17 protein-coding genes, 2 tRNA genes and 3 rRNA genes are annotated in these 21,206 nt (G+C 39.7%); 18 read left to right on the forward strand and 4 right to left on the reverse strand.

The window, feature by feature from the left end:
• The first annotated feature begins 289 nt into the window (after nt 1-289).
• The 18 genes from CGC57_RS11915 (at nt 290) to CGC57_RS12000 (ending at nt 15,648) form a co-directional block, all read left to right on the forward strand.
• Nucleotides 290-1,021, forward strand: coding sequence for a polysaccharide deacetylase family protein (locus CGC57_RS11915; protein ID WP_095899302.1), 732 nt, complete (start codon nt 290-292; stop codon nt 1,019-1,021).
• Nucleotides 1,018-1,632: a flexirubin biosynthesis/transport protein LolA2 gene (gene lolA2, locus CGC57_RS11920; protein ID WP_095899303.1), complete on the forward strand. Its 615-nt coding sequence runs from the start codon at nt 1,018-1,020 to the stop codon at nt 1,630-1,632. The genes CGC57_RS11915 and lolA2 overlap by 4 nt, the downstream gene beginning before the upstream one ends.
• Nucleotides 1,610-2,212 (forward strand): flexirubin biosynthesis protein LolB2, encoded by a 603-nt coding sequence (lolB2, locus tag CGC57_RS11925; RefSeq protein ID WP_095899304.1) that lies wholly within the window; start codon nt 1,610-1,612, stop codon nt 2,210-2,212. Before lolA2 ends, lolB2 begins: the two co-directional genes overlap by 23 nt.
• Nucleotides 2,213-2,238: 26 nt before the next feature.
• A complete protein-coding gene (locus CGC57_RS11930) occupies nt 2,239-2,607 on the forward strand; it encodes an ApeI family dehydratase (protein ID WP_095899305.1) in 369 nt (122 codons plus the stop codon).
• A 140-nt stretch (nt 2,608-2,747) separates the two neighbouring features.
• Complete coding sequence (locus CGC57_RS11935) at nt 2,748-3,356, forward strand: hypothetical protein (RefSeq protein ID WP_095899306.1); 609 nt, start codon at nt 2,748-2,750, stop codon at nt 3,354-3,356.
• A 91-nt stretch (nt 3,357-3,447) separates the two neighbouring features.
• Entirely contained in the window at nt 3,448-4,467 is a 1,020-nt protein-coding gene (locus CGC57_RS11940) for a hypothetical protein (RefSeq protein WP_002681481.1), read from the forward strand.
• A 110-nt stretch (nt 4,468-4,577) separates the two neighbouring features.
• Entirely contained in the window at nt 4,578-5,129 is a 552-nt protein-coding gene (locus CGC57_RS12900; RefSeq protein ID WP_157909317.1) for a hypothetical protein, read from the forward strand.
• A 171-nt stretch (nt 5,130-5,300) separates the two neighbouring features.
• Nucleotides 5,301-6,816: ribosomal RNA gene (locus CGC57_RS11950) — 16S ribosomal RNA — on the forward strand.
• 208 nt (nt 6,817-7,024) lie between these two features.
• Nucleotides 7,025-7,098, forward strand: a tRNA-Ile gene (locus CGC57_RS11955).
• Nucleotides 7,099-7,186: 88 nt separating this feature from the next.
• Nucleotides 7,187-7,260, forward strand: a tRNA-Ala gene (locus tag CGC57_RS11960).
• A 136-nt stretch (nt 7,261-7,396) separates the two neighbouring features.
• Nucleotides 7,397-10,240, forward strand: a 23S ribosomal RNA gene (locus CGC57_RS11965).
• Between the two features lie 180 nt (nt 10,241-10,420).
• Nucleotides 10,421-10,530, forward strand: a 5S ribosomal RNA gene (gene rrf, locus CGC57_RS11970).
• Together the 16S, 23S and 5S rRNA genes with 2 tRNA genes alongside form the textbook arrangement of a ribosomal RNA operon.
• 172 nt (nt 10,531-10,702) lie before the next feature.
• Nucleotides 10,703-11,551 carry a leucine-rich repeat domain-containing protein gene (locus CGC57_RS11975; RefSeq protein ID WP_040361873.1) on the forward strand — a complete coding sequence of 283 codons (849 nt, stop codon included), beginning with the start codon at nt 10,703-10,705 and terminating at the stop codon, nt 11,549-11,551.
• 71 nt (nt 11,552-11,622) lie between these two features.
• A complete protein-coding gene (locus CGC57_RS11980) occupies nt 11,623-11,892 on the forward strand; it encodes a hypothetical protein (protein ID WP_002681832.1) in 270 nt (89 codons plus the stop codon).
• Nucleotides 11,893-12,040: 148 nt separating this feature from the next.
• A complete protein-coding gene (dtd, locus tag CGC57_RS11985) occupies nt 12,041-12,496 on the forward strand; it encodes a D-aminoacyl-tRNA deacylase (RefSeq protein WP_002681828.1) in 456 nt (151 codons plus the stop codon).
• A gap of 148 nt (nt 12,497-12,644) precedes the next feature.
• Entirely contained in the window at nt 12,645-13,415 is a 771-nt protein-coding gene (gene surE / locus CGC57_RS11990; protein ID WP_095899308.1) for a 5'/3'-nucleotidase SurE, read from the forward strand.
• The gene (locus CGC57_RS11995; protein ID WP_095899309.1) at nt 13,403-13,705 is read left to right on the forward strand and encodes a hypothetical protein; all 303 of its coding nucleotides are present in this window, start codon (nt 13,403-13,405) and stop codon (nt 13,703-13,705) included. Before surE ends, CGC57_RS11995 begins: the two co-directional genes overlap by 13 nt.
• A gap of 14 nt (nt 13,706-13,719) precedes the next feature.
• On the forward strand, nt 13,720-15,648 hold the full coding sequence (locus CGC57_RS12000) for an LTA synthase family protein (protein WP_095899310.1): 1,929 nt from the start codon (nt 13,720-13,722) through the stop codon (nt 15,646-15,648).
• Between the two features lie 98 nt (nt 15,649-15,746).
• Here the strand turns inward: CGC57_RS12000 and trxB are convergent, their stop codons facing one another.
• The 4 genes from trxB to CGC57_RS12020 all read right to left on the reverse strand — a co-directional run bounded on the left by trxB (nt 15,747) and on the right by CGC57_RS12020 (nt 21,168).
• Nucleotides 15,747-16,688: a thioredoxin-disulfide reductase gene (gene trxB, locus CGC57_RS12005; RefSeq protein WP_040361870.1), complete on the reverse strand. Its 942-nt coding sequence runs from the start codon at nt 16,686-16,688 to the stop codon at nt 15,747-15,749.
• 83 nt (nt 16,689-16,771) lie between these two features.
• Nucleotides 16,772-17,737 (reverse strand): TFIIB-type zinc ribbon-containing protein, encoded by a 966-nt coding sequence (locus CGC57_RS12010; protein WP_111995389.1) that lies wholly within the window; start codon nt 17,735-17,737, stop codon nt 16,772-16,774.
• Nucleotides 17,737-20,472, reverse strand: a complete 2,736-nt coding sequence (locus CGC57_RS12015; protein ID WP_095899311.1) for a beta propeller repeat protein — start codon at nt 20,470-20,472, stop codon at nt 17,737-17,739. The genes CGC57_RS12010 and CGC57_RS12015 overlap by 1 nt, the downstream gene beginning before the upstream one ends.
• 15 nt (nt 20,473-20,487) lie before the next feature.
• On the reverse strand, nt 20,488-21,168 hold the full coding sequence (locus tag CGC57_RS12020) for an immunity protein TriTu family protein (RefSeq protein ID WP_095899312.1): 681 nt from the start codon (nt 21,166-21,168) through the stop codon (nt 20,488-20,490).
• Between the last annotated feature and the right edge of the window lie 38 nt (nt 21,169-21,206).

Consider the following 21,206-nt stretch of genomic DNA (forward strand, 5'->3'; position numbering starts at 1 on the left):
AAAATGTTATTGGTGCTACAATCTTGGGTAAAGTAGATTCCCTTAATAAAGGCAGTATTCTTACGTTTCAACAAAAAATAACTCAAATATTTGTAAGGAAGAAAAATGTATGTTACTTTTGCCGTACTAAAACAACTTTTATTGTAGAAAAACTAAAGTATTTGCCGTTAGATGAAAATTTGTAAAATGATGTAATACAAGAAGTTTTTTTAGTCTTAATTTCGTGTAAATCCGTGAAATCCGTGCGAGGTTTTCCTTAACAAAGTATCAACTCTATATCATTTAAACATTGAACAAATATCTTTTTACAATCGCAATATTTATCAGTACTCTTGTAACAGCATTTATACAAAATGCTCCTTGGTGGGTATATGTGTTATTAATAGTGATGTTTTTAGGCATTATCTCTTGGGGCGTATTCGATATCCGCCTCTCTTATTTTGTTAAAACACAATACTTCTTAAAGGGGCGTCCAGCAAAAACAGTAGCACTAACTTTTGACGATGGACCCTCAGAACTCACACCACAATTCTTAGACCTTTTGCAGCAATACAATGCCAAAGCAGTCTTTTTTTGTGTAGGTGAACAAATACAAAAGTATCCAGAGGTCGTCAAACGTATGCAAGCTGAAGGTCATTTAGTGGCAAATCATACCTTCACCCATCAACCTAAAAATATTCTGCACGCAAAAGCCCTTGCCGACGAAATTCGTCATACCGATGAAGCATTGGCGCACTTGGATATCGTTACCCCATATTTCCGACCTCCATACGGAATCACCTCACCACCCGTTGGTAGAGCAATTCGGGCAACAGCTAAAAAAGCTATAGGATGGGATGTACGCTCATTAGACACCGTAATACACGATGAAGACAAGCTTTTTCATCGCATTGTGCGCAAACTTACCAATGGCAATATTATATTGATGCACGACCGTCTGCCCCATACCCTCACCGTTTTGGAACGCTTATTGCAGTACCTCAAAGAAAATAACTATACAATTACAAACAATTTAGAATGAAAAAACTCTTAATATTTCTTATTTGTGTTGCACCTTTAACAATCAGTGCCCAAGCCCTTACTGAAGCCCAAATACGCGACTTCAAAACGCTGACCATTGCTAAAAACAAGTCAATCCAAACAATGCAAGCAGATTTTACTCAGAAAAAACACTTGGATTTTATGAGTAAGGATATTGAGACTTTTGGTAAAATGGCATTTGCTAAACCTGATAAACTGAATTGGCAATATACCAAACCTTACCAGTATCGGATTGTTTTTCAAAAAGATAAAATTACAGTAAACGATGCAGGTAATATCTCACAGATGAAAGCTGATAATAAAGTCTTCAAAAAAATAAATAACCTTATTGTGAGTTCTATCAGTGGCGATATGTTCAATGAAAAAGAATTTGCGATGACTTTTGCTAAATCCGGCAATAGCACATTAGTTAAATTATTGCCTAACGATAAGACACTCCTAAAATATGTGAGTGAAATTCATCTATATTTTGATGCCGACAGTGTCGTGGAACGTGTAAAGCTCATCGAACCTTCCAAAGACTACACCGAAATCTTATTCAACAATAAAAAACTAAATACAAAAATTGATGAAGCAAATTTTAAAATGTAGTCTGTTTGCTGTCTTGCTTGCTAGCTGCTCACCTTCTTATAACCTCCCTGCTGAATACCAGTCGGTTGTTACAACTCAAACAATTATTGCAAATCCCCACATAAGGGTAGGAGAGGAGTATCTCTATCGTGCTACCATTACGGCTTATGGACATACTTTCAGCGGACTCTTAGCAGCTAAAATTGCAGCAGATAATACTTGGCGAGTAGCCCTTACAACCGATTTTGGCAACACGCTTTTCGATTTTGAAAACCAAAAAGGAAAGATTAAAACGAACTATGTAACCCCCGACTTGAATAAGAAAATTGTCATTAATACCCTTACAACCGACTTTCAAAAGTTACTACAGACTCATTTTACAGTCATTCAAAAATATACTGATGGTACAATTCAGGTGCAAAAATGCAAGGATAGTAGTGATACAATCTATCTGTTCACTTTAGAGAACAACCTCTTCAAACAGCTTAATATGCAAGGAGAAAAGTTGTACACCACCTATATATATAATTCTAACAACATAACCATAGAACACCATAAACTTACCATAAAAATAGCTTTAGAACCCCTTGTTAATTTTTAGTTCTCAATTGTCAATTGTTGTAAAAGATGTTAAAAGATTTTTATACCCTCAATAGTTTAGAAAAGCAAGATACTGAAAATTATCTCTGCACCCTTACCCTAAATCCTCAACACCCTATTTTCGAAGGACATTTTCCTAACAATCCTATCACACCAGGGGTGTGTATGATGCAAATTATCAAAAATCTTACCGAGGAAATTACAGGGCATAAACTTTTCTTAGCCAAAACCACTAATGTAAAGTTTATGGCGCTTATCAACCCTATAACTCACCCCGTATTGCAACTCACACTCGCCATTCAATATAAAGATGCTGATATACAAGTGAAAAATACAACCTCTTTTGATGAAACAGTCGCATTAAAACTTACGAATTTATACAAAATACTATCTTAAAAAGTTCGTTTCCTTACTCATTATGTAAAATGAAAAAAAAATAGTTGAAAAAATTGCGCTATGTAAAATAAAATAACTACTTTTGCAATCATTTTAAAAAAAGTATAACAAACAAATAACACTAAAAAGCAATATTAATAGTGGAAAAGGAACGAAAAAAATTTACAGAGAAGAGTTACGAGAAGTTGAAAAATGCAATTCAAGAGATTGTAAATGAGGAGGATAAAAAAGATGTATACGCACTATCTTTTTGCTACACTTGTGATGATGACGATTTGCGATTTCCTAAAATCACGCTGAGCTATAATACCCTTTCAAACGTAAAAGAAGAAAGTTACAATGCCGCTTCTAAAGAAGACGCTAAGTGGAATTTTGATTATTGGTTACAAACTGAAATGGAAACCATAGGAGGTAAAAAAGACAAACTGTTGAAACAGTGGTTTGCTAAAACTCCTCACTTCTATACAGATGAAGAAAACGATCGAGCTATAGAAGAAGATGAAGATTTGTATGACAAACTCCTTAAAAAAGGAGATAGATTTTGCAAAGAATTTATAAAAGAAGCGATCGCTCTTGCTAAACAATTATTAGATGAAGGAGAAATAGAAAAAATATTCGGTCGCAATATACCTATTATTATCCACCAACAAGATTTTGAAGAAACACCAATTCTTTGGACTAAGAAAGCCAATCCTGCCAAACTCATTAAAGAGTTTTTGGAATACTGGGATGGTGATGACGATGAATAAAAGAACAATCTACACTTTGCCAAAGCTACGAATACCTCAAAAGGCTCGTATCTTTGGCAATTTTTTATATTTATTCCTAATTTTTAGTGATATGCAAATACTATTTATCTTATTATCTCTTTTTTCTACAACTCTTTGCGCACAAGCAACTTTCAATGCACGTGAAGTAGATGCTGTCGCTTATGATGATAGTGGTAATTATACATTCTTCCAGAAATTAAGAAATGGAAACTATAAGGCTTTAGATTTAGATTTTGATGTTAAATACCCCATAAAAGATAATTTTTTTAATTTTTTATCTCCTTATTGGAGGAAAGATGATGAAGAGTATTCTGAAGAAGAGATTTTAGAAGACAATACTGAAATAATATTTACTAAAGATATAAGTAAAACTTCATTTCAGGATTTTGTAGGAAAAACGTATTGGTGTGATACAGTAATATCCTCTGAAGAGAGAGAAGAAGGACATATTATTTGTGAAATGGTAAATAATCATACCGCAGTGCAGGCACACATAGCTAATAAGATACCCACTTATGGTTTTGGTCAGTATATTATTGATACTCCTAAAGATACACCTCGTTGGCTTACTTTTGATACAAAGCAATATGCTATTTTGATGCTAAAACTAAAAGATAGTAAACAAATATATCTGTTTATTAATGAGAATGGAGATTTGGAGAAAGTTTTTATTCCTATGGGAGATAAAATAGTTTTGATAGATGAAGCTAAGTACACTTTTAGAAAAATCACATCAGAAATATATAATCTCAAAAATTATCGTTATAGCACTCGTGATTTTGATGATTATTTTGAAATATTCCCTAAGGGTAAGAAATATGAAATTATAGACATTTTTAAGAATAAAGCTCTTTTGGGAACCTATGACACTATTATTAGGAATGAGACTTTTATCATTACTAAAAATAAAGAAGAGGTAAATATTTATAACCAATTCTTTCAAAAACTGAATTATGGAAAGGTAAAAAGCGCTCATTTAATTAATTTAGCAGTTGAGGTAGAGGATGAACAAGGAGTAAAATATTACGATAGCACAGGGAAGAGTATACCTAAATCAGCATTGAGAGAATTTAGCTGTGGTACGAGATAGTTAGTACTCCTTATAAATATCTTACATCTAAGAAGCTATTTTTAAAATTCCTACTAATAAAAATTATTTTTTATTCTCAACCCTCCCACCCTCAGTCTCCATTTTCCAGCTTGTCCCCCTTCGGGGTTGTCGGCAATTGCCGAGTAAGTGAGTCGGGGTTATCCCATCCCTCCGAGTTTCTCCTAGTCCCTCCCACAACTCCCACCGTTCCCACCGCTCTCACTACTCCCACAGCTCTCACTACTCCCACAGCTCTCACTACTCCCACAGCTCTCACCACTCCCACCGCTCTCACTACTCCCACAGCTCTCACTACTCCCACAGCTCTCACTACTCCCACAGCTCTCACTACTCCCACAGCTCTCACCACTCCCACAGCTCTCACCACTCCCACAGCTCTCACCACTCCCACCGCTCTCACCACTCCCACCGCTCTCACCACTCCCACCGCTCTCACCACTCCCACCGCTCTCACCACTCCCACCGCTCCCACCGTTCCCACCGCTCCCACAACTCCCACCGCTCCCATCCCTGCCCGTACGGCTCGCACCCCCCCGAGTTTCTCCCAGTCTCTCCGAGTTTTTCATCAAAAAATATTTCCCTCATTTTCAACTAACTACAAAAAACTTTCAAAAAAAGTTGCGAAAAAATTTGCAGGATAAAAAAAACGCCGTACCTTTGCACCCGCAAATGAGACGGACAGCCGCTCTCAGAAAGCGAAAAACAACACGTACATTGACATAATGTTGTACAGCACAAAACAAAGATTTAAAGAATCGAGTGAAACCTGAAGTCAATAACTTAAGAATCGGTTAAAGATATTAAAGATTTTAACGATGAAGAGTTTGATCCTGGCTCAGGATGAACGCTAGCGGCAGGCCTAACACATGCAAGTCGAGGGAGAGGTTACCTTCGGGTAACCAAAACCGGCGCACGGGTGCGTAACGCGTATACAATCTGCCTTTCACATAGGGATAGCCCGAAGAAATTTGGATTAATACCTAATGGTATATAGGAGCGGCATCGTTTTTATATTAAAGCTACGGTGGTGAAAGATGAGTATGCGTTCTATTAGCTAGTTGGAGAGGTAACGGCTCCCCAAGGCGACGATAGATAGGGGTTCTGAGAGGGATGTCCCCCACACTGGTACTGAGATACGGACCAGACTCCTACGGGAGGCAGCAGTGAGGAATATTGGACAATGGTCGGAAGACTGATCCAGCCATGCCGCGTGCAGGATGAAGGTCCTATGGATTGTAAACTGCTTTTGTAAGGGAAGAATAAGGAGTACGTGTACTTTGATGACGGTACCTTACGAATAAGCATCGGCTAACTCCGTGCCAGCAGCCGCGGTAATACGGAGGATGCGAGCGTTATCCGGAATCATTGGGTTTAAAGGGTCCGTAGGCGGGCTGATAAGTCAGAGGTGAAAGCGCTTAGCTCAACTAAGCAACTGCCTTTGAAACTGTCAGTCTTGAATGATTGTGAAGTAGTTGGAATGTGTAGTGTAGCGGTGAAATGCTTAGATATTACACAGAACACCGATAGCGAAGGCATATTACTAACAATTTATTGACGCTGATGGACGAAAGCGTGGGGAGCGAACAGGATTAGATACCCTGGTAGTCCACGCTGTAAACGATGGATACTAGCTGTTTGGAGCAATCTGAGTGGCTAAGCGAAAGTGATAAGTATCCCACCTGGGGAGTACGCACGCAAGTGTGAAACTCAAAGGAATTGACGGGGGCCCGCACAAGCGGTGGAGCATGTGGTTTAATTCGATGATACGCGAGGAACCTTACCAAGGTTTAAATGGGAACTGACAGAGGTAGAGATACCTCCTTCTTCGGACAGTTTTCAAGGTGCTGCATGGTTGTCGTCAGCTCGTGCCGTGAGGTGTCAGGTTAAGTCCTATAACGAGCGCAACCCCTGCCATTAGTTGCTAACGAGTCAAGTCGAGCCCTCTAGTGGGACTGCCGGTGCAAACCGTGAGGAAGGTGGGGATGACGTCAAATCATCACGGCCCTTACATCTTGGGCTACACACGTGCTACAATGGCCGTTACAGAGAGCAGCCACTGCGCGAGCAGGAGCGAATCTATAAAGACGGTCACAGTTCGGATCGGAGTCTGCAACTCGACTCCGTGAAGCTGGAATCGCTAGTAATCGGATATCAGCCATGATCCGGTGAATACGTTCCCGGGCCTTGTACACACCGCCCGTCAAGCCATGGAAGCTGGGGGTACCTGAAGACGGTCACCGCAAGGAGCTGTTTAGGGTAAAACTAGTGACTGGGGCTAAGTCGTAACAAGGTAGCCGTACCGGAAGGTGCGGCTGGAACACCTCCTTTCTAGAGAAAACCGAAAGTTAATGACGAGTTACGAACGACGAATGACGAACAAAAAGTTATTAAGAGTTCCTAACGATATAGGACACCCATTCTTTAAATCTTGCTGACAACAAAAACCGACTGATAATGATAGAGAACGATTAATATAGGGTCGTAATTCGTAATTCGTCACTCGTAATTCGTAATTCGTCTCTCGTCATTATAAAATAGTCTCATAGCTCAGCTGGTTAGAGCGCTACACTGATAATGTAGAGGTCGGCAGTTCGAGTCTGCCTGGGACTACAAGAAGCTAAAGAAGGAAATTCTAGAAGCTGAAGAGAGACGAATAGCGTAAATCGTAATTCGTAATTCGTAACTCGTCATTAAGCACGGGGAATTAGCTCAGCTGGCTAGAGCACCTGCCTTGCACGCAGGGGGTCAAGGGTTCGAATCCCTTATTCTCCACAAGAACAGTACATTGACATATTGGGATAAAGAGCATAAGAGATCAATAATAGATTATTGATTATCTAACGAAAAATATTAAAAAGAATCAAAGAGAACGAGGTATTTATTGATAAATCAATAGGAACTACAAGCGCGAAAAGTTATGTAAGGGCGTATGGGGGATGCCTAGGCTCTCAGAGGCGAAGAAGGACGTGATAAGCTGCGAAAAGTTGCGTGGATTGGCACATACGAGTTGATACGCAAATATCCGAATGGGGCAACCCAGTACATTGAAGATGTACTACATCGTAAAGATGGGCAAACCCGCTGAACTGAAACATCTAAGTAGGCGGAGGAGAAGAAAACAAAAGTGATTCCCAAAGTAGTGGCGAGCGAAATGGGAACAGCCCAAACCCATATTGTTACGGCAATATGGGGGTTGTAGGACCCAGATATAGGTTGTAAAGCTGGATTAGAAGTGTTTGGAAAGACACACCATAGAGAGTGAAAGTCTCGTATAGGTACAGTTTTATAAATCTTATGGGTATCCTGAGTAGGTCGGGGCACGTGGAACCTTGACTGAATCCACCGGGACCATCCGGTAAGGCTAAATACTCCTGAGAGACCGATAGTGAACTAGTACCGTGAGGGAAAGGTGAAAAGAACCGTGAATAACGGAGTGAAATAGACCCTGAAACCATACGCCTACAAGCGGTTGGAGCAGCTACGGCTGTGACAGCGTGCCTTTTGCATAATGAGCCTACGAGTTACTGTTACCAGCGAGGATAAGTATTTCAGATACGAATCCGCATCGAAAGAGAGTCTGAATAGGGCGCAAATAGTTGGTAGTAGTAGACGCGAAACCTGGTGATCTACCCTTGGGCAGGTTGAAGCGCTGGTAACACAGCGTGGAGGACCGAACTGGTTGTCGTTGAAAAGACTTCGGATGACCTGAGGGTAGGGGTGAAAGGCCAATCAAACTGGGAAATAGCTCGTACTCCCCGAAATGCATTTAGGTGCAGCGTTGATGTGAGTTTAATAGAGGTAGAGCTACTGATTGGATGCGGGGGTTTCATCGCCTACCAATTCCTGACAAACTCCGAATGCTATTAAATGCTCATCAGCAGTGAGGGTATGGGTGCTAAGGTCCATATCCGAGAGGGAAAGAACCCGGACCATCAGCTAAGGTCCCCAAATATATGCTAAGTTGACCAAACGCGGTCTGACTGCACTGACAGCTAGGATGTTGGCTTGGAAGCAGCCATACATTTAAAGAGTGCGTAACAGCTCACTAGTCGAGCGGTTGGGCATGGATAATAAACGGGCATAAGCATATTACCGAAGCTATGGGGTTATTACTTAAGTAATATACCGGTAGGGGAGCATTCTATTGGCGTTGAAGCTAAAGGCGTGAGCCATAGTGGAGCCTAATAGAAAAGAAAATGTAGGCATAAGTAACGATAAGGCAGGCGAGAAACCTGCCCGCCGAAAGATCAAGGTTTCCTCAGCTATGCTAATCAGCTGAGGGTTAGTCGGGGACTAACGCGAACCCGAGTAGGGGTAGTGGATGTACAACGGGTTAATATTCCCGTACCATTAATCTAATAAAAGTGACGGAATGAGATAGCTACCGCGTACTGACGGAATAGTACGTTTAAGGAGTTGTTATGACTTCAAAAGTACACTGAGGCTTCGGCTGATGTGAGTGTGGCAACAACGTTTCCAAGAAAAGCGAAGATTAATGCCCGTACCGTAAACCGACACAGGTGATTGGGATGAGAATTCTAAGGCGCTCGAGAGATTCATGGCTAAGGAACTAGGCAAAATAGACCTGTAACTTCGGGAGAAAGGTCGCCTATCTAGCGATAGGCCGCAGTGAAAAGGTCCAAGCGACTGTTTATCAAAAACACAGGACTCTGCAAAATCGAAAGATGAAGTATAGGGTCTGACACCTGCCCGGTGCTGGAAGGTTAAGAGGAGAGCTTAGCGTAAGCGAAGGTTTGAATTGAAGCCCCAGTAAACGGCGGCCGTAACTATAACGGTCCTAAGGTAGCGAAATTCCTTGTCGGGTAAGTTCCGACCTGCACGAATGGTGTAACGATTTGGACACTGTCTCGGCCATGAGCTCGGTGAAATTGTAGTATCGGTGAAGATGCCGATTACCCGCAGTGGGACGAAAAGACCCTGTGCACCTTTACTATATCTTCGTATTGGTCTTGGATAAGTGATGCGTAGGATAGGTGGGAGACTAAGAAGCGGCTATTCCGGTAGTTGTGGAGTCATTGTTGAAATACCACCCTTTGCTTATCTGAGGTCTAACCCTGCTAGGAGCAGGGGACAATTCGTGGAGGGTAGTTTGACTGGGGTGGTCGCCTCCAAAAGAGTAACGGAGGCTTCTAAAGGTTCCCTCAGCACGCTTGGTAACCGTGCGTAGAGTGCAATGGCATAAGGGAGCTTGACTGAGAGACCAACAAGTCGATCAGGTACGAAAGTAGAGCATAGTGATCCGGTGGTTCCGTATGGAAGGGCCATCGCTCAAAGGATAAAAGGTACGCCGGGGATAACAGGCTGATCTCCCCCAAGAGCTCACATCGACGGGGGGGTTTGGCACCTCGATGTCGGCTCGTCACATCCTGGGGCTGGAGAAGGTCCCAAGGGTTGGGCTGTTCGCCCATTAAAGTGGCACGCGAGCTGGGTTCAGAACGTCGTGAGACAGTTCGGTCTCTATCTACTGTGGGCGTTAGAAATTTGCGTGGATCTGACTCTAGTACGAGAGGACCGAGTTGGACGCACCTCTGGTGTATCTGTTGTCTTGCCAAGGGCATAGCAGAGTAGCTAAGTGCGGATGGGATAAGTGCTGAAAGCATATAAGTACGAAACCCGCCACAAGATGAGATTTCTTTTAAGGGTCGTGGGAGATGACCACGTTGATAGGTTACAGGTGTAACGGTGGTAACATCATAGCCGAGTAATACTAATCACCCGTAGACTTTTCGCGCAGCATTCTTTTTAACAAAAATGTTAGTCACAACAATTGTTAATTATTAATTATCAATTGTTAATTGAAAAATATGTTTTTTATCCCTATATGTTAAAAAAATAAGGTTACAGGTCGTAGGTTATAGGCATCAGGGATTCCCCTGAAACCTAATCCCTAACCCCTGACAACTAAAAGATTTAAGGTGGTTATAGTCAAAGGTCTCACCTCTTACCATTCCGAACAGAGCAGTTAAACCTTTTAGCGCAGATGGTACTACGGTCACGTGGGAGAGTATGTCGCCGCCTTCTTATAAAGAGCAATTCAGATAAAGAATTGCTCTTTTTTTATTATTTAATGTTTAAGTGATACTTTTTTGCAAAAGCCTTTATAGTGTTTTGTACTTTTGAGTAGGTATGGAGTAGAAAAAAAATCTGGTGGTATATTTCTTGTGGGCTATTTAGGTTATAAGAATAATTATTTATGACATATATACATAGAAAAGATGTTTTTGGTAAACTTTTTAGAGGTCTTACTTTAGATATAGGTACAGAAAAAATAGATAAGGACTTTCTAATGTCTAATCATATTAATAGTTTGGTCATAAGAATGTCTACAAATGAAGAAATAAATAAGTTAGAAGATTTAAGTAATCTACCTTTTTTAGAGGGACTTTCATTTCCTGATGTATATTACCCTACACTTGATGTGCTAAAAAAGTTGTCTCATATAATCTATTTAAAAATTCAGGGAAAATCAGGGACGCCTATTCCTTTTGATTTCCTCCCTAAGTTATGGTGTGTTTATTTGAATTATGATAAAAAAACTTGTACTTCTATTTTCAAAGCTCAACAGCTGGAATATTTATTCATAGATAATTATGTAGGGAAATCCTCAGAAGATTTTGTAGTGTTTAGCAAATTAAAAAGATTAGGCTTGATGAAATTTAAACTCTCTGAATTTAATGCTATTGAGAATATGTGTAATATAGAACATCTTGGGATGGGGTATAATTCAAAAATGACAGATATTAGTTGGATAAAGAAAGCACCGACTTTGAAATCAGTTGCAATCAGTAATTGTAGTAAGATTACTAATTGGGAAATGTTAGGTAATTTGTCAAATTTAGAGACCATCATTATAGAGAATGCTGGTGAAATATCTTCTATTGATTTTCTCTCTAATTTACCTAACCTAAAAGAAGTTCGTTTTATCGGGAAAACTTATGTAAAGGATAATCGCATCAAGCATCTTCTGAATAATAATAACTTACAAAGATTTTTTATTCCAATAAGAAACAATTATGACATTACTATAAATGATTTATTTTAATAAATGGTTATAGTAATGTTTTTCAGGTATGTTGTTAAAATCTTAACTTTCCTCTATTTGATTAAATATTTATGGCAAAAGAAGGACTTTTTACTATGGAAACTTCTTTAAATATTCTTAAAAATCTTTTTAAAGAAGAGCATATTTATTTTGATAAACAGTATGATGAGTTTACTTTAAAGTATAAAGGTTTCTGCTTGTGGATTTATGCTTATAAGGAGGATGGGGGTGATATTTTTGAAAACGAAATCATAAAACTAAATTTGAATGTTAAGTATGAATCTCAAATACCATCACAAGTGATTGCTGATTTTAAGAATGCCAATCAAGGGTTAAATTAACTTGTTGATTTCAAACCTCCCCCAGCCCCCTCCAAAGGGGGAGATGCGATGCAAAAGCGATAACATTCTGTTAATCACGGATTATTATTCAACTCTTGATTCATATTAAGAAAAAGGCTTTAATGTTAGGACTTAAAGAAAGATTTTTATGAGAGTAGTTATTCAAAAAGTAACCCACGCTTCAGTGGATATAGAGAAGCAAAGGGTAGCCTCTATCAATAAAGGCTTATTAGTATTGGTAGGGATAGAAGATAGTGATACTGATGAGGATATTGCGTGGCTATCAGCGAAGATAGTGAATTTACGCGTTTTTGAAGATGAAAATGGTGTGATGAACCTCTCGGTGAAGGATGTAGATGGCGAGGTGCTTGTTGTGTCGCAATTCACTTTGCATGCAGCTACTAAAAAAGGTAATCGCCCCAGCTATATCAGGGCAGCACGACCTGAGGTGGCAATCCCTATCTATGAGGCATTTGTAAGACAAGTGGAAACATTACTTGGCAAGCAAGTGCCTACGGGGCAATTCGGAGCAATGATGCAGGTAAATCTCTGTAACGATGGTCCAGTAACGATTTTGATAGATACAAAAAATAAAGATTTTTAAATGTTGGTAATTACTTTTTATCTTTGGTTAGGAGGTTTGTTGAAATAGCAAAATTACATCTTTTTTTGAATAGTTGTAAATTGTTGATTGTAAATTGTTAATTATTTTGTACTTTTGTGCGCTTAATATTTTTTACGTTTTTTTGAATATGCAAAAACCTTTGATATTAGTAACAAACGATGATGGTATTACCGCTCCTGGTATCCGTTATTTAATTGATATAATGAAAGAATTAGGCGATGTGGTGGTAGTAGCCCCAGATTCGCCTCAAAGTGGTAAAGGTCACGCTGTTACCCTTGATACTACTATGTATTGCGATCCTGTACCCACAAGTCAAGAAGGAACTAAAGAATACGCTTGTAGTGGTACTCCTGCTGATTGTGTGAAAATAGCCAAACACGAAGTGCTGAACGGTCGTCTGCCCGATTTGTGTGTGAGTGGTATCAATCACGGTTCCAATGCTTCTATCAACGTGATATATTCAGGAACGATGAGTGCAGCTATTGAGGCGGGTACTGAGGGAATTCCTGCTATTGGTTTTTCGTTGTTAGACCCCAGTTGGAATGCTGATTTCTCTCAAGCGCGCTCTTATATCAAAAATATTGCTGAGAAGGTGCTTGCCAATGGGTTGCCTAAAGGAACAGTGCTGAACGTAAACATCCCAAATATCAAGAAGGAAGAAATTAAAGGGGTGAAAATATGCCGACAAGCACGCTCTCGATGGATAGAAAGTTTTGACAAACGTATAAATCCGCAGGGAAGAGTATACTATTGGATGACAGGTACTTTTGTGAATGAAGATAAAGGTACTGACACCGACCAATGGGCGCTTGAAAATGGCTATATATCGGTTGTGCCTATTCAGTTTGACCTTACTGCTCACCAAAATATTGAACCGCTAAAACAATGGGATTTATAGATATGAACTACAACCGAAAAAATCAACTTATAGGTTTTACAATAGGGATATTGGCTAATGCAATTGGGATATTAGCTTATATCCTTATTTTTTCTAAAAATAGTATTGCTCTTACCCTTCAAGATGCTTATTACAGAGGCTATTTAGGAAAACTCATTATGTTGGGAGCCTTGTTAGACCTTGCTGTTTTCTTCTTTTTTATCAATCGTTATGAAAACGAACGTGCCAGAGGGGTACTTATTGCTTCGGCAGTGCTTACAATCATTATTTTAATATTGCAATTTACTTAAAAATAATTAATATTATGAGAATTAGAGAATATTCAGTGTTTTTATACCGAATTTTATTGGTATATCTCTTTTACGCCATAGCTCGTGGCTTGTTCATTGCTTTTAATATGAGTGCAATGGGCGATGATATGAGTTTCGGAGTGATTCTAAAGCTCTTTTACTATGGACTACAATTTGATAATTCCGGTATTTTCTATGTGAACTTACTTTTTATCTTCTTGAGTTTGATTCCTTTGCGTATCAATACAAAGCCCATTTACCAAAAAGTACTGTTCTACATTTATTTTATTACTAACGGACTAGCTTATGCTACGAATTTCGTTGATATATTGTATTATCCTTTTAGTAAATCACGCCTTACGAGTGCTTCGTTTGCTGTGATTGAAAACGAGCAGAACAAAATGAGTTTATTTGGCAGCTTTTTAGTAGGTTACTGGTATATGTTTTTACTCTTTATTTTACTCATTTGGCTTTGGATATTCCTTTACAAACGAGTGAAAGTAACCGAAGTGCAGCTGGCGCCTAAGCCTTATTTTATCACCTCTGTATTGGCTTTAGCTTTGGCAGCAGTGGGGATAGTGTATGCTATTCGTGGGGGTACTTGGGATCACTCTTCTCGTCCTATCAATATAGTAGATGCAAGTCGCCATACTAATATTTCAGGGCAAGCCGATGCGATTCTCAATACGCCTTTCACGCTTATTCGCACTTTGGGTAAGAATAAAGGTTTTAGAGAGTATCATTTTATAGATGAGGCTTATATAAACAAAAATTTGAAACCTATCAAGCAGTATAATAGAGATGTGCCTAACCAACCTAATGTGGTGGTGTTCATCTTAGAGAGTTTTAGCAAAGAATATTGGGGTGCAATGAATAAGAGAACGAATATTCCTAATTTTCAAAGCTATACACCTTTCTTAGATTCTTTGGCACAATATTCTTATGTGTTAGATGATGCTTATTCTACAGGTCGCCAATCTATTCACGGAATGTCATCGGTATTGGCGGGAATTCCTACCATACAAGTAGCCTATATGTCGTCGCCTTATTCACAACAAAAAGTACAATCTTTGGTGTCTATAGCCAAAGAAATGGGGTATGATACTTCATTTTTCCACTCAGCACCTAATGGTTCTATGGGATTTTTAGGCTTTTCCAATATTTTAGGTTTTGACCATTATTATGGGAAAAACGAATATAACAACGATGCCGATTTTGATGGTATGTGGGGTATTTGGGACGAGCCTTTTTTCCAATATATGTGCAGTGTATACAACCAAAAGAAGCAACCTTTTTTAGGCACTATCTTCACGGTATCATCTCACCATCCTTTCAAAGTACCTGAAAAATACGAAGGTAAATTTCCTAAAGGGAATGTGGAAATTCATCAGTGTATTGGTTACACCGATTACTCCTTAAAACGCTTTTTTGAATGCGCTAAAAAAGAGCCTTGGTTTAAAAATACAATTTTTGCTTTTGTGAACGATCACCCTGCAATGCCTTATTACGAGCATTACAAAGAGCCTATAGGTGGCAAAGGAGCAGCCATTATGTTCTATAGTCCTAATCCTGATTTAGTTCCTACAGGGGTATATTCTGAAGTTACTCAACAAATAGATATTTACCCTTCATTAGTGGATTTGATGGGCTATAAGAAACCTTTTCGCTCTTGGGGGCATAGTGTGTTTACAAAACTACCAGACGAAACTCCTCGTGCTTTCATCTCGGATGCTCACGTATACCAAATGAAACAAGGTAATTATATCTATATTATAGATGAATATGGCAAGGTGAATGGTGTGTATAAAGGAGAAGATACAGCTCTTAAAAACAATCTTTTAGGCAAAGAAGATAATGCCGAAATTCAAAAAGGTATCAAAGATCTGAAAGCCTTTATGCAGGATTATATGGACAGGATTATCCACCATAAATTAGCAAATTAGGTGTCAGCAGCACAAGCAAATAAATTAGCAAATGAAAAAGCGCGGTGTTTCAAATGATAAACATCGCGCTTTCTTATCTTTTATCTCTTACCTTTTACCTATTCAAGAGTAAGAAGGTATTTCTCTGCGTCCAACGCTGCCATACAGCCTGAACCGGCAGCAGTAATGGCTTGGCGGTAGCGAGTATCGGCGGCATCACCTGCAACAAATACACCTGCTACATTGGTGAGCGAAGTGCCTGCTACGTTTTTGATATAGCCTACTTCATCAGTATCAATATAAGGTTTAAAAACATCGGTATTAGGTTTGTGACCGATAGCTACAAAGAAACCTGTAATGGCTATTTCGCTTATTTCTCCCGTTTTGTTGTTGCGGACTTTCATACCTGTAACGACTTGTCCGTCACCGAGAATTTCTTCAGTTTCGGTATTGAAAAGCACTTCTATTTTAGGTGAATTGAGTACGCGTTCTTTCATAATTTGCGAAGCGCGGAACTCATCACGACGTACGAGCATAGTTACTTTTGAACAAAGGTTTGCCAAATAAAGGGCTTCTTCACAAGCCGAGTCGCCTGCTCCTACAATAGCCACGTGTTGATTGCGGTAGAAGAAACCATCGCACACAGCACAAGCCGATACGCCGCCTCCTGTTTGGAGGTAGTGTTGTTCGGAGGGTAAACCTAAGTATTTAGCAGAAGCTCCCGTAGCGATAATCACGGCATCGGCGTGGAGTTCTTGGTCGTCTACCCATACTTTGTGAGGGTGAGTAGAGAAGTCTACTTTAGTTACCCAGCCATTGCGAATATCAGTGCCAAAACGTTTAGCTTGTTGCTCTAATTGCATCATCATCTCGGTGCCCATCACGCCTTCAGGATAGCCGGGGAAGTTTTCTACCTCGTTGGTAGTAGTGAGCTGTCCGCCAGGTTGTTCTCCTTGGTAAAGCACAGGGTTTAGGTTAGCGCGAGAGGCATAGATAGCTGCAGTATAGCCCGCAGGACCTGAGCCTATAATGAGGCATTTTATCTTTTCAATGTTTGCCATAGTAATTTTTTCTTTTAATTAGGGTGCAAAACTACAAAAATAATACCAATCTACAAACCTGTCAATTTGTCAATTCATATTTTCTAAAACTGATTCATTATAAAACTTTCAACAGAATATAACTTTTCGCCAATACTGATATATAGACTGTTGGGTGTGTTTGCTTGTAGGTAGTGTTGTAGAAAGGTTTTTAGTATGTTTTGGACATCGCTAAAAGTATTATCGTAATGATATAGGTAGATGGTTTTTACTTCAAAAGGGATTTGTGCTAACCATTCCTTAGTAAATGCTCTCTTTATACGATTGTATTTGTAGAAACACACCCATTGATAACCGTTTTTATGGGAATATATTTGGGTGTAATTTACCGAACTTGTTATTTTGTGAGAAATATCTTTTAAATAATCGCTAATGGTTATATTGCCGTCGGCGAAAAATAGGTATACTTGGTCGGTAGCTATGGAAGGGAGTTTATAATCGGGGGTTGATACTTTTTCTTTCCATTTGCGCAAGATTTTTAGTATTAAGTCACGGTTCTTTTTGCTTTTTACAAAGGTGGGGAGCTTGGCTACCATTGTCATTCCCTCACGTTCGCGTAGGTCAGAGGCGATGTAATCTTCCATTACCTCTAAATGGCTCATATTTCTTGCCCAAAATAGGTTGCCGCGCACATTCTCTTGAAAAAAATAGGGCAACCCGAAAGTACTATCGCATTTCAGTCCGTTAGAGGGAGTGGGGTTGGACTGTCGGTAGGATTCGTATTGGGGTTTTACGAGATATTCTTCGCTGCATTTGGGGCATTTTACTTGCCGGAATTCATTGGTTTCTTTTAGTCCGCCTTGTCGTTGTTCAATTGGGGTGCCACAATTAGGGCAGTTGAGTTTTACGATAGCTGCAAACAACTCTAATTCTTCAGATTTCTTTTCAAAACCACAGTGTGGGCAACGTACTTGGCAATTGGTAACAATGGCGATTTTTTGGCACTCGGGACAGGTTACCCAGGTGTCGTCTTTCCAAAGAATAATATGTTTTTCGGTATATCGTTTCATTAAAATATATCCAGAGTTCTCTCTTCCTCAAAACCATCAGGGAGGGTGAAAACTACAGTATAGCGCCCTTTAGGGAGATAGACTTTACCATCGGTAGCGGTGGATAGGAATATCTTTTGGAGGCTCTTTTCATAAGCTAATTTACCTTCGGGCGAGATGCTCAGGTCGTAAGGAATATAGTTAAAACCTTTATTGCTCTTGTACTTGAAGGTTTGGAGTGTTACTCGGCCTTTCATTATTTTAATAGGCACTTCCACATTGTCATTGACAGCAAAGGCGTAGAAATACACTTTAGGTTGTACGGGGTCATCCCACTCGCTCGCGGCATTGCCCCAGTTGGGTGAATAAGGGATTGTGATAGGGGTTTCTAATGGGAAAAAGGCTTGAGTAGCAATGGCTGCACGTAGTTCTTGCATCATTTTCACCGAAGTGCGATAGATACCACGTCCTAAAGTAGCCACTGTCATTTCGCCATTTGTGTCGTCTATATAAATATCAGCAACACCAGTTTCGGGTAGTCCTTGACTGAAAGGTTGCCAGCTTTCGCCTAAATTGAAGGTGATATACAAGCCGTTATCGGTTCCGGCATACAGAATTTGCTCGTTCTTAGGGTCTTCTTTAAGAACGTTCACTTTGGCATCGGGGAGGTTAGAGTGAATGTCTGTCCAGCTTTTTCCGTTGTCGTTACTCATAAAAATAATGGGGTCGCCTTGAGTTTCATCGGTGCTGATAAGGGTTGCCAATACGCGGTTGCGTTGGTGCTTAGAGGCGATAAGGTTGTTCACTTTTAGGGCGCGAGGGAAGGCGTTGTAAATCTGTTTCCACGATACGCCCCCATTATCGGTGGTGTAAATCATACCATCATCGCTACCTGTATAGAGCAAGCCAAACATAAAAGGCGATTCGGCAATAGCTGAAATCGTGCCATAAGCCTTGTTCCCCTGCTTGTTACCATTAGTTACATCGTCGGAAATAGTGCGCCAATTGCGACCTTTGTCCATTGAGATATGTAACTTATTGCTCCCGATGTAGATGATATCTTTATTTTGAGGGGATATGAGCAGTGGTGCTTTTTCTCCGAAGCGCAAAGGAGCTTTATTTTCACCAAAGTAAGCACTTCCGAGAGGGAAAAGTTGGTCTCTATCGGGGAAGAAAGTGAAGAATTTGCCATAAGGTTCGGCGGCATAGCTGTCGTTGCCAAACGAAAGGGAATGTATGTTTCTTTTGAAAGTATTCCAATGGCTGTTGTTCTGAGCCAATACAGCTTGATCACTCACATAATAAGGTGTTTTGCTCGCTTGGTCGTAACACAACTGATTGAAGGCTATGGCTTGAGGTACGTTTTTAGTGGCAAAACTTTTACCATTGTCGTAAGAGAGTTGTAGTCCGTTAGGGGTAGTACAGAACAAAGTGCCTTGTTGTAAGTAGAGTTGTTCATAACTATTTTGTAAAGACAGCGGCTGTTTGCTTCTCCACGTTTTGCCACCATCGCCAGATTCGAGCAGAGGATACCCCCCTATAAACAAGTGGTTTTTATTGGTGAGGTTTACGGCAATGCCTCCGAATTGTTCTCCATTTTGATAGTACATATCGTTGAGAGGTTGGTTATTAGCTTTTTGCCAAGAGTTACCGCCGTCGTTAGTTACATACACTTCAGCGCCTATAATCTCTTGAGTGCTTACGCCTAAATAACTGAAAAGTTTTGCAGGCGAAGTAACCTCGGCGGCTATCATATCCTTGAGGTTTTGTGCGGTATATTTCTTATCCTGACCGATATTGTGCAGGAGGATGTTCAATCGGTTGTTGTCTAAAGTGAGAAAATCGGCTTTGCTCATCGCATCGAAATCCTGAGCGGTAAGGTGGATACGCGCTGTTTTTTGCAGACTGTTATTGTTTTCTTTTTTCTTAGGATTGCGGTTATCAACCACGGCATAATAAATTTGCGAATTGAAACAAGTAACCCCTATTTTTCCGATGTTATTTCCTTTGATAAATCCGTTGTTTGCAGTGATTTTTGTCCACGAATTTCCACCATCAACACTCTTATAAACAGCGCTATAGCTGCCATAAGGGAGGTCGTCCCACTGACTGCTGTTCACGTCCCACGCTACGGCTAAAAGCACACTGCCATCGGGGGAGAGGCTGATTTGGCTAATACCAGCACGGGTACTTACAAATAGCTTTTGTTGCCAAGTATTACCACCGTCGGTAGTTTTGAAGATACCGCGTTTTTCGTCGGCTTTGTAGGGGTTGCCTAATACTCCAGCGATAATTTCTTGAGGGTTGATAGGATTGATGTACAAACTGCTGATGTGCTGTGCGTTAGCCAATCCGCTGAATTTGGTTGTTTTGCCTTTGTCAGCAGAGATGAAGATGCCGTAGGGGGTAGCAAGTGCTAAAGTGCCTGAAGTCCAGTCCATAGCGATAGCGCTGATAGATTGGGTAGGAAGGGTAGGGCAGAGAGGAGTATAGGTCTCGCCGCCATTTTGGGTGAGCCAGATACCTCCGTTTTCAGGAGCGACGAGAAACTCGTTATTGTTTTTAGGGTTTACATTCAGCGCACTGATACGGTTACCTATTTCTTTTACGATTACCTGTTCAAAAGGCGTTTCACGCACCCACGAACGCACTTTGAGTTCTTCTTTTTGGCGTAAAGGCAGAGGGAGCAACTCTTGAGCAGTAAGGGTTACACTGCTTATTAATAAGGATATAGTACAAAAGATATTGTTTTTCATAGTAATGAATACACTTTATTGATTTGAAGTAATAGGGAATACAATATATTCTTTCATCACTTCGTTATAATGATTGTAACACTCATATACAAAGGCAGTTATTTGAGGTTTGAGTTCTTCAAAGCGCCCTTCAGCTGAAAATTCTTTATAGATGATACCATCAGCACCTCCACACAATTCTACCCATACTTTTATTTTTTTGTTGTCTAAAAATCTATAAGATACTTCTATATCACACAAATCCATATCTCTTTCATTTAAATAAGCATCTTTCCATACGATTTGAAAGTATTTGAAATACATAGTCTCTTCCTCTCCTTTGTGAAAGAAATCTCCAGAATCAAAACCTTGTATTTCTTCTCTTCCTTTAAATCTGTTAAAACCTTCAGCGAAAAGCATATCAATAAAAGTGCTTATTTCAGAAAAATCGGCATAGTAAAAACGATGAAAAATACTTGTTAAACTATTGAAAGTCTGAAATTTTGTAGTTTCTGAAACGTCTGTTTTTTGAGTTTCTATATTGAAAACTTCATAAGTGCAATTGCCACTGTTATAGGCAGTAAATCGTTTTAAATGCGTTTTATTGGTTTGAAAAGTTACTTCAACACTTCCTTTATCAACATCGTATTGTATATGTTCATCTGTTATAGGAATTTTTCGATATGTTTTTATGTTTTGTATAAATTCTTGAAGCATTTTATCTTTTTAGCCATCTTCTTTTTCAATTTTCGGCT

The organism is Capnocytophaga sputigena (assembly GCF_002302495.1).
GTDB lineage: Bacteria > Bacteroidota > Bacteroidia > Flavobacteriales > Flavobacteriaceae > Capnocytophaga > Capnocytophaga sputigena.

Coding starts and splice junctions, on each gene's coding strand:
- lolA2 (WP_095899303.1), top strand. CDS start 1,018: ATGAAAAAACTCTTAATATTTCTTATTTGTGTTGCACCTTTAACAATC.
- lolB2 (WP_095899304.1), top strand. CDS start 1,610: ATGAAGCAAATTTTAAAATGTAGTCTGTTTGCTGTCTTGCTTGCTAGC.
- CGC57_RS11930 (WP_095899305.1), top strand. CDS start 2,239: ATGTTAAAAGATTTTTATACCCTCAATAGTTTAGAAAAGCAAGATACT.
- CGC57_RS11940 (WP_002681481.1), top strand. CDS start 3,448: ATGCAAATACTATTTATCTTATTATCTCTTTTTTCTACAACTCTTTGC.
- CGC57_RS11975 (WP_040361873.1), top strand. CDS start 10,703: ATGACATATATACATAGAAAAGATGTTTTTGGTAAACTTTTTAGAGGT.
- CGC57_RS11980 (WP_002681832.1), top strand. CDS start 11,623: ATGGCAAAAGAAGGACTTTTTACTATGGAAACTTCTTTAAATATTCTT.
- dtd (WP_002681828.1), top strand. CDS start 12,041: ATGAGAGTAGTTATTCAAAAAGTAACCCACGCTTCAGTGGATATAGAG.
- surE (WP_095899308.1), top strand. CDS start 12,645: ATGCAAAAACCTTTGATATTAGTAACAAACGATGATGGTATTACCGCT.
- CGC57_RS11995 (WP_095899309.1), top strand. CDS start 13,403: ATGGGATTTATAGATATGAACTACAACCGAAAAAATCAACTTATAGGT.
- CGC57_RS12000 (WP_095899310.1), top strand. CDS start 13,720: ATGAGAATTAGAGAATATTCAGTGTTTTTATACCGAATTTTATTGGTA.
- trxB (WP_040361870.1), bottom strand. CDS start 16,688: ATGGCAAACATTGAAAAGATAAAATGCCTCATTATAGGCTCAGGTCCT.
- CGC57_RS12010 (WP_111995389.1), bottom strand. CDS start 17,737: ATGAAACGATATACCGAAAAACATATTATTCTTTGGAAAGACGACACC.
- CGC57_RS12015 (WP_095899311.1), bottom strand. CDS start 20,472: ATGAAAAACAATATCTTTTGTACTATATCCTTATTAATAAGCAGTGTA.
- CGC57_RS12020 (WP_095899312.1), bottom strand. CDS start 21,168: ATGCTTCAAGAATTTATACAAAACATAAAAACATATCGAAAAATTCCT.